Annotated in this window: 14 protein-coding genes; 11 read left to right on the top strand and 3 right to left on the bottom strand. The window is 44.4% G+C overall.

Translation table 11 applies throughout. The features are described 5' to 3' along the window. Positions 1 to 47 precede the first annotated feature (47 nt). The 7 genes from ACDJ59_RS11795 (at position 48) to ACDJ59_RS11765 (ending at position 7,376) form a co-directional block, all read left to right on the top strand. A complete protein-coding gene (locus ACDJ59_RS11795; protein ID WP_413409036.1) occupies positions 48 to 1,313 on the top strand; it encodes an ABC transporter substrate-binding protein in 1,266 nt (421 codons plus the stop codon). Positions 1,314 to 1,367: 54 nt separating this feature from the next. After that, positions 1,368 to 2,258, top strand: coding sequence for a carbohydrate ABC transporter permease (locus ACDJ59_RS11790; RefSeq protein ID WP_036608160.1), 891 nt, complete (start codon positions 1,368 to 1,370; stop codon positions 2,256 to 2,258). A gap of 14 nt (positions 2,259 to 2,272) precedes the next feature. After that, positions 2,273 to 3,154 (top strand): carbohydrate ABC transporter permease, encoded by an 882-nt coding sequence (locus tag ACDJ59_RS11785; RefSeq protein ID WP_413409035.1) that lies wholly within the window; start codon positions 2,273 to 2,275, stop codon positions 3,152 to 3,154. A gap of 199 nt (positions 3,155 to 3,353) precedes the next feature. After that, complete coding sequence (locus tag ACDJ59_RS11780) at positions 3,354 to 4,763, top strand: spore germination protein (protein ID WP_413409034.1); 1,410 nt, start codon at positions 3,354 to 3,356, stop codon at positions 4,761 to 4,763. Positions 4,764 to 4,804: 41 nt separating this feature from the next. After that, positions 4,805 to 5,920, top strand: a complete 1,116-nt coding sequence (locus ACDJ59_RS11775) for an endospore germination permease (protein WP_341007343.1) — start codon at positions 4,805 to 4,807, stop codon at positions 5,918 to 5,920. A gap of 42 nt (positions 5,921 to 5,962) precedes the next feature. Beyond that, entirely contained in the window at positions 5,963 to 7,114 is a 1,152-nt protein-coding gene (locus ACDJ59_RS11770; protein WP_413409032.1) for a Ger(x)C family spore germination protein, read from the top strand. Beyond that, on the top strand, positions 7,098 to 7,376 hold the full coding sequence (locus ACDJ59_RS11765) for a hypothetical protein (RefSeq protein ID WP_413409031.1): 279 nt from the start codon (positions 7,098 to 7,100) through the stop codon (positions 7,374 to 7,376). The genes ACDJ59_RS11770 and ACDJ59_RS11765 overlap by 17 nt, the downstream gene beginning before the upstream one ends. An 87-nt stretch (positions 7,377 to 7,463) precedes the next feature. On the opposite strand, the gene ACDJ59_RS11760 is transcribed toward ACDJ59_RS11765, so the two are convergent. Further along, on the bottom strand, positions 7,464 to 8,738 hold the full coding sequence (locus ACDJ59_RS11760) for a stalk domain-containing protein (RefSeq protein WP_413409030.1): 1,275 nt from the start codon (positions 8,736 to 8,738) through the stop codon (positions 7,464 to 7,466). A gap of 181 nt (positions 8,739 to 8,919) precedes the next feature. On the opposite strand from ACDJ59_RS11760, the gene ACDJ59_RS11755 reads away from it, so the two are divergent. Both ACDJ59_RS11755 and ACDJ59_RS11750 read left to right on the top strand, forming a co-directional pair. Continuing rightward, complete coding sequence (locus tag ACDJ59_RS11755; RefSeq protein ID WP_413409029.1) at positions 8,920 to 9,288, top strand: hypothetical protein; 369 nt, start codon at positions 8,920 to 8,922, stop codon at positions 9,286 to 9,288. 18 nt (positions 9,289 to 9,306) lie between these two features. After that, the gene (locus tag ACDJ59_RS11750; RefSeq protein ID WP_413409027.1) at positions 9,307 to 10,539 is read left to right on the top strand and encodes a sialidase family protein; all 1,233 of its coding nucleotides are present in this window, start codon (positions 9,307 to 9,309) and stop codon (positions 10,537 to 10,539) included. 78 nt (positions 10,540 to 10,617) lie between these two features. On the opposite strand, the gene ACDJ59_RS11745 is transcribed toward ACDJ59_RS11750, so the two are convergent. Together ACDJ59_RS11745 and ACDJ59_RS11740 are read right to left on the bottom strand one after the other, a co-directional pair. After that, positions 10,618 to 11,043: a hypothetical protein gene (locus tag ACDJ59_RS11745; protein WP_339301338.1), complete on the bottom strand. Its 426-nt coding sequence runs from the start codon at positions 11,041 to 11,043 to the stop codon at positions 10,618 to 10,620. Positions 11,044 to 11,085: 42 nt separating this feature from the next. Continuing rightward, positions 11,086 to 12,321 (bottom strand): ATP-binding protein, encoded by a 1,236-nt coding sequence (locus tag ACDJ59_RS11740; protein ID WP_413409025.1) that lies wholly within the window; start codon positions 12,319 to 12,321, stop codon positions 11,086 to 11,088. Positions 12,322 to 12,484: 163 nt separating this feature from the next. On the opposite strand from ACDJ59_RS11740, the gene ACDJ59_RS11735 reads away from it, so the two are divergent. Next, on the top strand, positions 12,485 to 12,793 hold the full coding sequence (locus tag ACDJ59_RS11735) for a hypothetical protein (RefSeq protein ID WP_413409024.1): 309 nt from the start codon (positions 12,485 to 12,487) through the stop codon (positions 12,791 to 12,793). A 153-nt stretch (positions 12,794 to 12,946) separates the two neighbouring features. Then, positions 12,947 to 13,552 (top strand): esterase/lipase family protein, encoded by a 606-nt coding sequence (locus ACDJ59_RS11730; protein ID WP_124114605.1) that lies wholly within the window; start codon positions 12,947 to 12,949, stop codon positions 13,550 to 13,552. Positions 13,553 to 13,684 lie beyond the last annotated feature (132 nt).

Below are 13,684 nucleotides of genomic sequence, written 5' to 3'. Positions count from 1 at the left end.
TATACTCTAATAAATTGTAAGCGTTTCCTTTTTGAAGGAGGGGGCCTATGAAGAAGTGGTTTAAGCCAACTATTGTATTGGTATGTGCAGCGATGTTGTTAGCTGGTTGTCAGTTCAGCCCATCGAGTCAAACCAAACAACAGGAGATTACTGTGTGGAGTTTTACGGATGAAGCAGGGTACGCCATTGAGAAATTCGAACAGAAATATCCTGACATCAAAGTGAACTTTGTCAACATCCCCGGTAATTTCTATATCACCAAGCTGAAATCTGCGCTACAGACAACCTCGAAGGCTCCAGATGTATTTATGATTGAAAATGCAAATATTCGAGAACTGATTGACGTTCCATATCTGGAGAATCTATCAGCTTCGCCGTATAACGCCAATGAACTTATCCAGGAACAATATGCTTTTGTTCAGGCCAATGAACAGGACAGTGAGGGAAATGTCAGAGCGATAGGTTATCAGGGAACACCAGGGGGCATCTATTATCGTCGGGATTTGGCGAAGAAATATCTGGGCACTGATGATCCTGAGAAGGTGGGTTCACAGATCAATACATGGGAGAAGATCTTCGAGATTGGAGAGAAGGTACAGCAACTTAGCGGGAATAAAGTACATGCATTGGCGAATTGGAATGCTATATCGAATTCATATGATGGTATACCTTGGGTGAAGGACGGCAAACTTGTCATCGATCCAACGTACTTGGAAGTGCTCGATCTTGTACGTGAAGCACGTGAGCGGAATGTACTTGCCGAGTATGAAGATGGAAGTGCCGGTTACGCTGCATCCATGCAAAAAGGAGAGGTCATGTTCTATCCCGGGGCAACCTGGGGTTTGCAATATACGTTCAAGGCAAACGCTCCGGATACCGAAGGCATGTGGGGCTTAGCCCAGGGACCGTCAGCCTTTAGTTCAGGTGGAACCTATATCGCGATGTACAGTAAAAGTGAGAAAAAGGATTTGGCCTGGAAGTTTATTGAGTTCTATAATTTTGACCACGACTTTCTGTCCGAGTTAGCGAAAGAGCAGGATTATTTCACCAGTAACATGGTTGTGAATGATAAACTTGCCCCGTCTCTCTCATCGTCCTATTTGGGAGGACAGAAGCATTTCGAGTTTTTCTCGGAGGCTGCAAAACGGGTACCTGTATACGAACGCACCAAATATGATGCCACGATTAACAATGATATCTACAAGATTGTACTCCAGTTATATCTCAATAAGGACATTCAGACCAAGGAAGAAGTCGTAAAGCGAATCAAACGTGATGTTACCTTGAGATTTCCGGAACTGGAAGTGGATTAGCTTAGAAGTAAGCAATTGAATATACACATCCGATGATAACTGGGGGGATAGAACATGTTTGCCAAAACGATTCGCAAGGACCATTACGGCTACTACTTCATTGCTCCGTTTTTTATTATTTTCACCACTTTTGGGCTGTATCCCATTTTATATTCGCTTTATATCAGTTTTACTAACTTTGATGGCATCACGACGCCTGACTTTGTAGGGATCGGTAACTACGTCGCCGTACTACAAGACCCGTTGTTCTACAAAACCTTGTTTAATACGTTATTCATCTGGGGCGTATCTGTCGTTCCGCAGCTGACGATCTCCCTGGTGTTGGCCTTTATTTTGAATGATAAGCTGCTCAAAGGACGGGACTTTTTCAGGGCCGTATACTTTTTTCCGAATATCGTAACGGCTGCATCCCTTGGGTTGCTTGTCAGCCTGATTTTTGACTGGCAGTCTGGCGGATTGAATCATTTTTTGGTGCAGACCGGAATCATACAAGATCCAATTAACTGGAAAAATGATCCGTGGTTTATGCGTCTGATTGTATCATCCATTTTGTTTTTTCAATACTTCGGCTATTCCATGGTCATCTACCTAGCTGGTCTTCAGGGGATAGACCCGTCGCTACTGGAAGCTGCCCAGATGGATGGAGCGAAAAAGAAACATATTTTCATTCATATCATCGTGCCAATGCTCCGTCCAATTATTCTGTTTCAGATGATCACATCCATAATTGGTGGCATTCAGATTTTTGATCAGCCATTTACATTAACCAATGGCAATGGTGGTCCTGACAGGGCAGCCATGACAAGCATTATGTATCTCTATAATGTCGCATTTCAGAGCACTCGTTTTGGTTACGGCGCTGCAATCGCATTTTGTCTGTTTATTATCATCATACTGTTGTCCGTTGCATCCTTCATCATGACCAAGCGGAAGAGCCGTTCATAGGGAGGGGAGTTCTCATGCAAACTGCAAAATCAGTTGAACAACCAAATGCAGCGATTCAGCAATATGCCACCACAAGGCGACTGACGGCAGGCAAGATCATCATCTATCTTTTATTGATTGGTCTTGCCGTGCTGTGCATTATTCCATTTTATCTGATGCTCATCTATTCAACACATAATAATGCAACGATTGCTTCGACCTTTACATTTCTCCCTGGATCATTCTTGGTTGATAACTATATGAACATGGTATCCAAAATCAATATATGGCGTGGGTTTGCCAACAGCATATTTATTGCCGGAACATCGACCGTATTATCTCTGTATATTGGGGCTCTAACTGCGTATGGATTTGCTAAATTTAAATTCAAAGGAAGAAACGGATTGTTCCTGTTTCTGTTAGCAACCATGATGGTACCGGGTCAACTGGCTTTAATTGGCGTATATCGACTATTCAGCATAATGGGACTTCTGGATAGTTATGCCGCAATTATTTTGCCTGCTGCGGCTAACGCGTTTAATGTATTTTTTATCAAAGAGTTCATGGAGAGCAGCATCCCGGATGAGATTATTGAATCTGCACGGGTGGACAGTGCCGGTGAGTTCCGGACGTTCAATCAGATTGTGCTGCCTATTCTGGGGCCGGCAATCGCCGCCCTTGGCATATTCACGTTTATCGGATCGTGGAATAATTTCCTAACACCGCTTGTGCTGTTTTTCTCCCTGGATAAATATCCGCTTCCGGTATTGGTTGCGCTAGTGCAGGGGTACTATGGGATGGATTATGGGCTCTTGTATTTGGGTGTAGCAATCTCTATCCTGCCTATTATTATTGTATTCTCTGTATTTTCCAAACAGATTATTGGGAGTGTTGCTTTGGGTGCTGTGAAAGGATAGGGATATATAGAAAATAGGGATTTGCAGTGAGCAAGATCAACGGATTCATAGGAATGAATAGTGTTCTATATCATCAGAGTCGCTCATGAGGGCGGCTTTTTTGGCATTCTATATTTTGCGTATATATCCCATCTGATAAGTAAAGGATACCTTTAACTGAGAATATCTGGACGGAGCGTTCACGGAAAGGGGAGGCGTCATGGACACATCAGCGATAACACAACAGGACCTGCCATTAACCGGACAACTTGTTATTGATCAAGAAATGTTACGCTCCGTTTTTGCGGGTTGCTCGGACGTTGTATTTCATACATTCCAAACCGCGTGTCTTACATCAGCGTTATGCGTATATTGTGTTGGTGTATGCGATACGGAGCGGCTGGAACGACAGGTACTAACGCCCCTTCAGGAAATGGGGATCAAAACTGCGCAAGTTCCCCTAGCTTCTGTTAAGCAAGTTGAAACGACTACTCAGGCAGTACAGGCCATATTTGAAGGGGAAGCTCTGTTACTGCTGGACGGTTCAATAGGCGGAACTACATACCCTCTATACCTAGCTGCAAATCGTTCAACGGAAGAACCGTTAGCTGAATCGACCGTGCGTGGTGCACGGGATGGGTTCACAGAGTCGTTGACCATGAATATGTCTTTACTGCGTAAACGTCTCAAGACACCTGTATTGAAGATTCATACACGTAACATGGGAGAACGTACAAACACCAGTATTTCACTTGTATACATGGAGGGTATTATTGATCCCAAACTTGTTAAGGAAGTGCAGACACGACTTGGCGATTTAAAGCTCCGAGATGTACTGGAGAGTCAGTACATTGAAGAAGGCATTGTTGACCAGCGATATTCACCATTTCCACAGATGATTGCGACGGAGCGCCCGGATGTCGTTGTTTCCAACTTGCTGGAAGGTCGGTTTGCTATTCTCGTTGACGGAACGCCGTTCACCCTTATCGCGCCAGTAACCATTTTTTCCATGTTACAATCCCCCGAAGATTATTATCAAAATGTATTCATGAGTGTTTTTGTACGCTGGCTGCGATACAGTTTTTTTGTTTTATCCATGCTGCTTCCATCGGCTTATGTAGCGATCACGACGTTTCATCAGGAGATGATTCCTACCGTATTGCTTCTCAGTATTGCTCGGGCGAGAGAAGAGATCCCTTTTCCTGCCCTGGTGGAAGCGCTCATTATGGAAATTGCCTTTGAAGCATTGCGTGAGGCTGGCGTCCGATTGCCCAAGCAGGTCGGATCAGCGGTCAGTATCGTGGGAGCCTTAATTATTGGGCAAGCGGCGACGAGTGCCGGAATTGTCTCAGCCCCCATGATTATCATTGTCGCGATTACCGGTATCGCTTCTTTCATGATCCCTCGCTATGCTGCCAGCATCGCGACCCGTCTACTACGTTTTCCCATGATGTTTCTTGCAGGAACACTGGGACTCACGGGTGTCATGCTGGGAGTCATCTTGGTTGTCATTCATCTGAGCAGTCTTCGTTCATTTGGAACACCTTATCTCTCACCGGTAGCACCTACGATGGCTAAGGAACTTAAGGATGTATGGTGGCGTCCATCCCCAAGGAACAAACCACACTAGAACAATCTACATTTCGAGCAAACAAGGGAGCGGGATTACATATGTTGACGGACAAAGGGAAAATATCGGTGACTCAATTGGCATTTATGGTCTTTCCCGCCATTCTCGCGACGGCTATCCTGTCTGTGCCTGGAATTACAATGCACTATGCAGGACATGACATGTGGATGACTCCAATTATAGGTTCAATCGTTGGATTGGCTGCCATTGGTATTTCCGTTGGACTTGATCGTCTGTACCCAGGAAAAACGCTCATTCAATCCAGTGTATTGATCATTGGTCGGATTCCGGGCAAGTTATTCGGTCTGATCTATATCGCTTTCTTGCCCCACCTGACGGGCTTGATTATTCGGGAATACGGTGAATTCATTGTCAATAATGCACTTCCGCGTACACCTTTGTTTGTTGTGATGGGTACGATGGTTGTTGTATGTGCGATTAATGTCAGACTCGGGATCGAAGTTGTCGGACGAACCGCTCAGGTGTTTGTTACCCTGCTGATCGTGCTGCTGGCTTTGATCTTTATATTATTGATTGGTGAACTGAATCCTGCCGAGCTGTTTCCTTTTATGGAGAAGGGTCCAATTCCCATTATTACGGGGGCTGCTGCACCGGCTGCATGGTTTAGTGAATATATCGTGTTGGCATTTCTGCTACCTTATGTGAATGAAAAAAAACGAATAACCCGGGTCATGCTGGGTTCCCTTGTGTTTACAACAACTGCGATGACAGTTACCAATCTGTTTTGCCTGTTTTTAATTGGTGATTTGACGGATACATTTGTATTTCCGGTCATGATCGCAGCAAGATACATAACCATTGCGGACTTTTTGCAGCATATCGAATCCCTTATTATTGCTATCTGGATTTTCGGTATTTTCGTTAAAATTTCCGTTTTTCTATATATCTTTGCTACATCAACCGCGGAATGGTTTGGTTTGCGAGACTACAAACCTGTGGTTGGTCCACTTTCGTTCCTGTGCATGGTATTTGCTTACTGGGTTGTGTCGGGTGGATCTGGTGTTTCCAGTTTGGTTAGCGCTTCAGCCAACTTGTATACAATAAGCATTTTATTAATCCTTCCGGCTATGATCTACGGTGTCGCATGGCTGAAGAAAGGGTGGGCACATTTTCGGAAGAATCGAGCGAACACCTGATTGATGGGGGAGGAGCACTTGCGAATATATAGAGTACTACTAATGCCAATATTGTGTTGTGTGCTTTTAAGTGGATGCTGGGATCGTATCGAGATTAACGATTTGGCTATCGTGCTGGCTACAGGGATAGATTATGAAGATGGTAAAGTACAATTGACTTCACAGATTTTCATTCCGCGAAAGGCGAGTGCAGGAGATAGCAGTGGGAGTGGAGGCAGTCCAAGCGGAGTAACAATGATTCGAACAGCGGAAGGACGTACAATTGCCGAGGCATTGAATCGGTTACAACGTAAAGTTCCCCGGAATATGTTCTGGGGCCACTGCGAAGTCATAATCATTAGTGAGCAAGCCGGCAAACGCGGTATCCGCGAGTATATCGATTTCTTCCTGCGTTACCCTCAGTTCAGGGAGCATGCATATGTCTTTTCCAGCGAAAAGGCTGCGAAAGATATCCTTGCGTTACTTGATCCACTGGAGCGAAGTTCTGCTGAATCGTTGCGTGAGATGGCCAATCTGAAGTTAGGTACACGTGTTACTGCCCTTGAACTGGCTAAATCTATTGAAGGTCCGAGCAGTTCTGCCATTTTATCTCGCATGTTAATCTTACCCCCGGAGCCCGATCAGGATAAACTGACGACTACGCCATATGTGAAAGGTCTGAGTATGTATAAGAAGGATCGTTATGTCAAGACGATCAAAGAACCACTAAGCGTGGGTGTATTACTACTTGCAAAAGAACTGAACAGCATTATCATGCCTGTTGAGTTTGAGCCGTTAGAGGGTTCTTTCTCGATAAGACTCATTGAAAATAAAACCTCCTTGAAGCCGCGAATTGTAAACCAACAGTGGAGTATGAAGGTCGACATCCAAACCAGGGGAGAAGTGGTGTTAAATACGACGGATGCGAATCTGACTGATCCTGCTGTATTAACTAAACTGGAAAAGGAATGGTCGGCTAAGCTCACATCTTTGGCTCATGATGCTTTAGTCATGTCCCAGAAAGAGCTGCGCTCCGATTTCTTCAAATTCGCAGTTGAATTCCGCAGATATTACCCGCATCAATGGAAGGCGCAGGAGAAGAACTGGGAAACCATCTATCCTGATATGGACGTGCAAGTCAACGTAGATGCACATGTAGTACGTACCGGAAAATCAACAGGACCACAGGGGATACCTAATGAGGACGAAAGTTGAACAGAATCGGCTACTGTACAAGCCTGAGAAGAGAGGTGATTGCATGAAACTAGGCTCAATCCTTGGTATTTTGCTGCTGGCGACTGCGATAGTGTATGGAGAGTGGAAGAGCAGCAAAGAGAAACGAGCCAGAATAGTGAGCGCGGGAATTACTGCTGTGGCAGCAGTAATTGGGATCATTCTTCTCTTTCAGCCCCGTTTGCCTGGTCCTACCCAGATTGTGAAGCTTGTATTTGGAAGTGTGGATAAATTTATGAAGTGAAATGATATGGAGAAAGAAGGACCAAGCTCTGAGTACCAGAGGCGAGGTCCTTCTTTTAGTTAAGTGAGCTGCATCCAGTCAGAAAGTTTACTCTTTGATCACAGAAACATTCACGGCATCTTCCATCTTTGTATTGTAGGAACGGAACAGACCCAGACGCCAGAACGCGGCTCCTTTGAGGTCATAACGTTTGGCGAGACCCAGCTTATCATCAACAGAGGACGGCGTTTCACTGCTTAGACTGATACCGAGCAGAAGCTTGCTCTTTGGGACACCGGCCTGTATGGCTAATTGAATTGCCTGATCCACAAGACTATTTGGCTCAGGTACTTGAGACTTGGTGCCAACCGGATTATACTGATAGGCCATAATGATAAGATCATCTGCAATAGAGGCAAGTGTTTTGTAATCATAACCTTTATAAGCACTATTTAACGGCGGTACCGCCAGAGATAAAGCTGTGTCCTGGGGCAAGGAACTCTTTAGTTGTTTCACGTAAGCATTGAGCAGCTTCTGTTGTTCTACTGCATCCAGTTTAAAGCCCAGTCCTTCAAAATCCAGAACAACTCCGCCAAAACCATGCTCTGCGACAGCAGCAGTTATGCCTTCAATCGATTTCTGCCGCAGACTGCTGTCGCTCAAAACTTTGGTCAGTTCTCCGTTTCCATCCAAGGCATACACCATAAGCTGTGGTTGGATCTGTTGATCTGCTGCGTCAGCAACGATGGACTGCGGTGTGATATCACCCGCAGCAGCAGGGAGACGGTACTCATCCCCCTGGAGCGTGAACTGACCTTCACGATCAATGCGACTCCAGCCAAAGGCTACGGAATTCATGGAAGTAATAAGGTCCTTTTCTTGAAAGGATTGCAATGCATAAAAGGCTCTCAGGTGCATCTCGCGTTGTGGGGAGACAAGGGAAACCGTCTTGGTTGCTTGATTCCAGCTTACTTGTACACCGAATTGGTTACTGAATGAACTTAATGGAATAAGTACTCGGCCCTCCCGCTGAACGGGTGCTGCTGCGAGTGTAACTTTTTTTCCATTTACGGTCGCCGTGGTGCTGCCAACTTGTAATAGTACCTCGGTAGTTTGTCCTTTCACCGTGTTCGTCGCTTTTACAGTCTGTGATTTGCTGTTCCAGGTAATATCAATACCTAGGGCTTCACCGACTGTCCGAAACGGAACGTAAGTGACACCTCTATCAATACGTGGAGCTGCATCAAACTTCAGGGGAACATCATCCAAGTGTACTGAAATGGCCGGGGCAGCATAGGCTCCACCGATATTTGGGGTGCTTCCAAGTACAGAGAGAGTAATCACTGTAACCGCAGCAATTTTTCCTACACGCTTAATGAACATCGTCTCTTTCCTCCAACTCGGTACATAATAGTAGATTCTTGCTTCAAAAATAATCTAGTAATCTAGCATATGTAGCATAACAAAATTTTCATATCGTTCCAATATAAGAGTCGAAGTTTAGTCATATTGGAAGCAAGAATCGTAATATACTTTACTATACATTGCGGAAGGAGTGTGCTTTTTGCCAAACTCTACGGGTTTTATATACAATCCGACCACGGGTGCTACTCAGTCCACGCAGCTCATCGTGACTTGCATTAACGATTCTCTTAATGCTCCCGTTAATATTGAGCTTGAGGTTTTCAGGTGGGATACTACTCAAACTGCACGTATTGCGATTGGTCATGATCTGTTTGAATTACTGCCTCAAGCGACAAGAACCTTGATCTATCCACTGATCAATGCCGCTTTTTACGAGGTGCAAAGTGATTATTTTAGTGCTACAAGCACAGTCATCCATGTATACGGTGTTAATTCTACAGGTCAGATCATCCAGCGTGTGCTTCAATCGGAGATGACATTAATTGACCGATTCACAAATATCCCGTAGAAGAATTGAGGTGAGCAGATGGTAGTTGTGAATATTACTGGGGCTTTGGCAGGCAATCAATTCGAACCTTCGATTGCGGTGAATACGCTGAACCCGAATATTATGTGCGTAGTCGCTGTGGATACCAGCACCGGACCAACATTGACCGGATTTTATCGTTCCATTGATGGAGGTAGTATCTGGTCCACAACAGTACTACCACAACCAGTAGAGTATTCAGGAGCAGAAGCACCAACAATTGACTATACGTTTCCAAGTACCTTTATCGTCACCGTTCATTTGTTTAACGGGATCAATGATGGAACGATTGCAAGTTATACTTCATTTGATGATGGAGTAACCTGGCAGCCACCGGTTATCGTACAGGCGGGTTTCGGTACCATTGTTCATAATGATGAGCCTTATATAGCTGTAGATCGTTCCCCAGGTAGCCCATATCGAGGCAATGCATATGTCGGGTATACACCACTTGCCACGACTTCTTCCGCTATATTTACACAACGGTCTGTCTCGCAGGGGCTAACCTGGGAGCCACCTGACCGACAGTCCAATCCGCGAGGAATTCATGACCGTGCAGCGCTGGCTATTGGATTCTCGGGTGAAGTCTATGCAGGGTATATCATAACGGGGCCTGCCAGTCCCTCTGCGCTTTTGCGTATTTCATACGATGGAGGAATTACTTATCAGCCCCCAATCGAGCGACAGGCAACGTTTATATCATCTGTTGTACCCGCACCTTCACCTTTACCTGTACCGAATTACGCTTTTCGGGTACAGACTAATCTAAGTCTGGGAGCAGATATTTCCGTTGGACCTAACAGTGGAACCGTATATGCCGTATGGAATGATGCACGAGCTGGCTATACCGATGTATTACTCTGCGAATCTCCGGATGGTCTCCTGTGGTCAGACCCGATCAGTATTACAGGCGCACCTCCAGGTACGCAGAACTTCTTTCCTTCAATAACCGTATCACCGTTTGCGGGGACAATCCGGGTCATTTATTACAGCAATCGAATTGACGGCTTCCTACTGGACGTTTTTGTTGCAGAATCGTTCAATGGAGGTGCAAGTTTCACCAACCGTCGGATCACAACTACATCCTTTAATCCCAATGGTAACTCCCCGATGCCTACAATTTTGATCGGAGACTACATAACGGCAGCCACAGTTAGTCCTGATAATCTGGCAGCAGTGTGGATGGCGACAACACCACCCACGGGTAAGCTGGATGTATATTTTGGAAACTAATTTAAATTAAATGAAACACCCCCATACCTTAACCCTATGTAAAAACAGGATAAAAGTACGGGGGTGGACGTATTCATTCTAATCCGAAACGATAAATCCGTCGAAACTCTCAGGGCCGACCCGCACCGTTCCGAGCAGGTTGGTACTGATAAATGCAGTGTACGTTATTTGAGCAGAGATCGGTGGATTATAGTCGTTGGCAGAGAACATGATAACTTCGGGGTTAAGGAGACCACTTAAACCATACGTGAAGTTAGCAGAGTAAACGATCGGATCAGTAGCAACGGTGCCTCTAACAATGGTAATTCTGACTTGAAAGAGTGCAAGCGGTAGTCGCACCGTAATGGTTCCTTTTAATGAAACTCGTGGATTGGCTCCAGCTCCAACCGTTTGCAGACCAATCTGTGCAAATAGTTGAGGCGTATTAATCACTGGAATCGGTATAGAAATGGAATTAAACAACGCAGCATTTTGCGAAGATCTTGCATCCAGAAATTGTGTCAACGTATATACCTCCTATCTGTTTCAGATAGAATAATATATTCCTCATTCAGAGATTTGCATGGACGTTGGTGACGCGCTGGAAATATTAAAGGCAAACCGACTGCCCAAGTGACTTGTTTCTTTAAGCCATACAATCCCACCCATCAATTCAGCGAGTTGTTTACAGATGGATAGGCCTAGCCCCGCTCCACCATACTTTCCGGAGTTGCCGTGAATTTGCGAATAGGATTTGAACAATAGATCTTGGCGATCCTGGGGGATGCCGATGCCCGTATCTATTATCTCATAAGATGCATGGAGTGTACCTTCTGGATCAGCAGATACCTGCGTAGAGATGCATACTTCACCTTGCTCCGTGAATTTCAACGCATTGCCAACAAGATTGATTAGGATCTGACGGACTTTTTGCTGATCGCCTATAAGCATCAAATGATCATTTATATCGTATTCTGCGTATAATCGGATACCTTTTTTCTGTGCTTCAGATGAGAATAACTGGAGTACATGGTCGACGGTTTTAATGACACTGTAGGGGTTAATCTCCAGAGAGATCGCACCCGCTTCTGCTTTGGAATAGTCGAGAATTTGATCCATCATGGATAGCAGACTGGTTCCACTAGACTCTATGACATTAACATATAACGATTGATCCTCATTCAGCTTGGTAGATTGCAATAGATTTGCCATTGCAAGAACACCATTCATCGGGGTACGGATTTCGTGGCTAAGGACGGCTAAGAGATTTTTCTTCTCTTCCAGCACTTTTGCAGCGGTTTCTTCCGCCTGTTTTAACTGTTGCAGAGTTGTTTCCATCTCAAGAAGACTCGTGAAAAATGAAGACAAGGAGAGAAGCAGATCCACGTCCTTTTGTTGATAGGAATAGAAATCCTGATCAAATGAGCAAAGGGAGCCGTAGATTTCTCCGTTTTCATTATGTATAGGCACACCGACAAATGAGCATCCACCTACGAATTCGGTTGCGTCCATATGTCTGGTTAATGGATGGGTTAGATTATTTTTGATTACTAACGGGCCTTGGGAATGTTCAGTCACAAGTGCACAGTATGACTCGGCGTTATCAACGACCAGCCCCTCACCCAGAATTAGTTTGTCACGATTATATACGTTCAGAACTTTGGTGGATAAGTGATCCAACTGGGCGATACAAAACGTATTTGCAGGAATTAACCTGCTTGCCGTGTCCATAACATTAGCAGCCGAATCATATAATTTATGTGAGACTATAGATAGTACATCAATGAATTCTGTTTTCAACATATTGATTTGACTCCTCCTGATTGTAGAAATTCGTTGTGCACTGTATTTAGTATATATGAATTCAAAGAATAGAGCATGTATGGTTTTGACAGTGGAAGACGGAAATGAGAAAATATAATGCTGTGGAACATGTATATATTAATAAAGTTTTGGAGGCAAATCAATGAATCAACGTTTTCGAATTACTCGATCCATGCAAGATAGTAATACCGAACAATCCATCTCGCTGGAAGAGTGCAAACTCTACTTCGAATCCCAACCCGATTTTACCTATTCACCGGTTCTTAACATTGTAGGAGCTGAGAGCACCATGACCATCGAGGGGGACTTTTTTATGTGGGACCTTGAGGGTGCACAGATTGCTTTTCGTTTGTACATGGGGGATCTGTATGTAGCTATTTCTAACGAAGCTATTGTACCCAAAATGATTGAGATTGCAACGGATCTACGTGCAGACATCGTTGAAGGATAAGAAGTAGAGAACTAGGTTTGATAAAAATGTAATCATGTTAGTTGTAGTATACTTTAGACAATCCTGTAAAAATGAGACTAAAGGTTCATTTATATTCCATATGTTAGATTGTAATATATGGAATATAAAACATTTTACAGGAGAGTGAATGAAGTGAAAAAGACCAAATTAATACTTGTTGCATTCATGAGTATGATCCTTGCCTTATCAATAACTGGAATAGGATCGAGTTCAAAGGCTTCTGCAGCTACGGCACGTACACCCATTGTATTGGTACATGGATTGACCGGTTCAGATAGCAATTTTACAGCAATTGAGAGTTATTTGCGTAGCCAAGGGTGGACAAGAGACGAATTATTCGCGATTGACCTTCCTAGCAAACAAGGAAACCAGCTGTTGAACTCCGCAGCAATTAGTCGATTCGTAGATGATGTTCTGCGCGAAACGGGTCATACAAAAGTCAATATTATAGCTCATAGCATGGGTGGAGCTAATAGTCTCTATTACATACTTAACCGTGGAGGCGCTTCCAAAGTGGATAAGTTAATTACCCTTGGCGGGGCTAATCGATTGACCACAACGACAGCTCCGAGTGGAATAAAGGTGACTTCGATCTATTCCACCAGTGACACGATTGTGTCCCCGGTACTTTCACGCTTGAACGGGGCGAACAACGTTTCGGTTTCCCTCGTATCCCATATCGGTCTACTGTTTAACTCACGGGTGAATGCCCTGATCAAAACTGCGTTGAACGAGTAGCTAACATTGTAAAAATGGCAAACAAATGTGCATTCTTTCATAATATACTGAATGATTGACTTGAACACGACTGACCCTTCATGGGTAGTCGTGTTTTCGTATTACCCGAAATGGCTCGCTGAGGTAAGATTC

Source organism: Paenibacillus amylolyticus (assembly GCF_047302515.1).
GTDB lineage: Bacteria > Bacillota > Bacilli > Paenibacillales > Paenibacillaceae > Paenibacillus > Paenibacillus amylolyticus_G.
The sequence above is the reverse complement of the archived record's forward strand: the minus strand, read 5'-3'. Positions and strand labels throughout refer to the sequence as shown.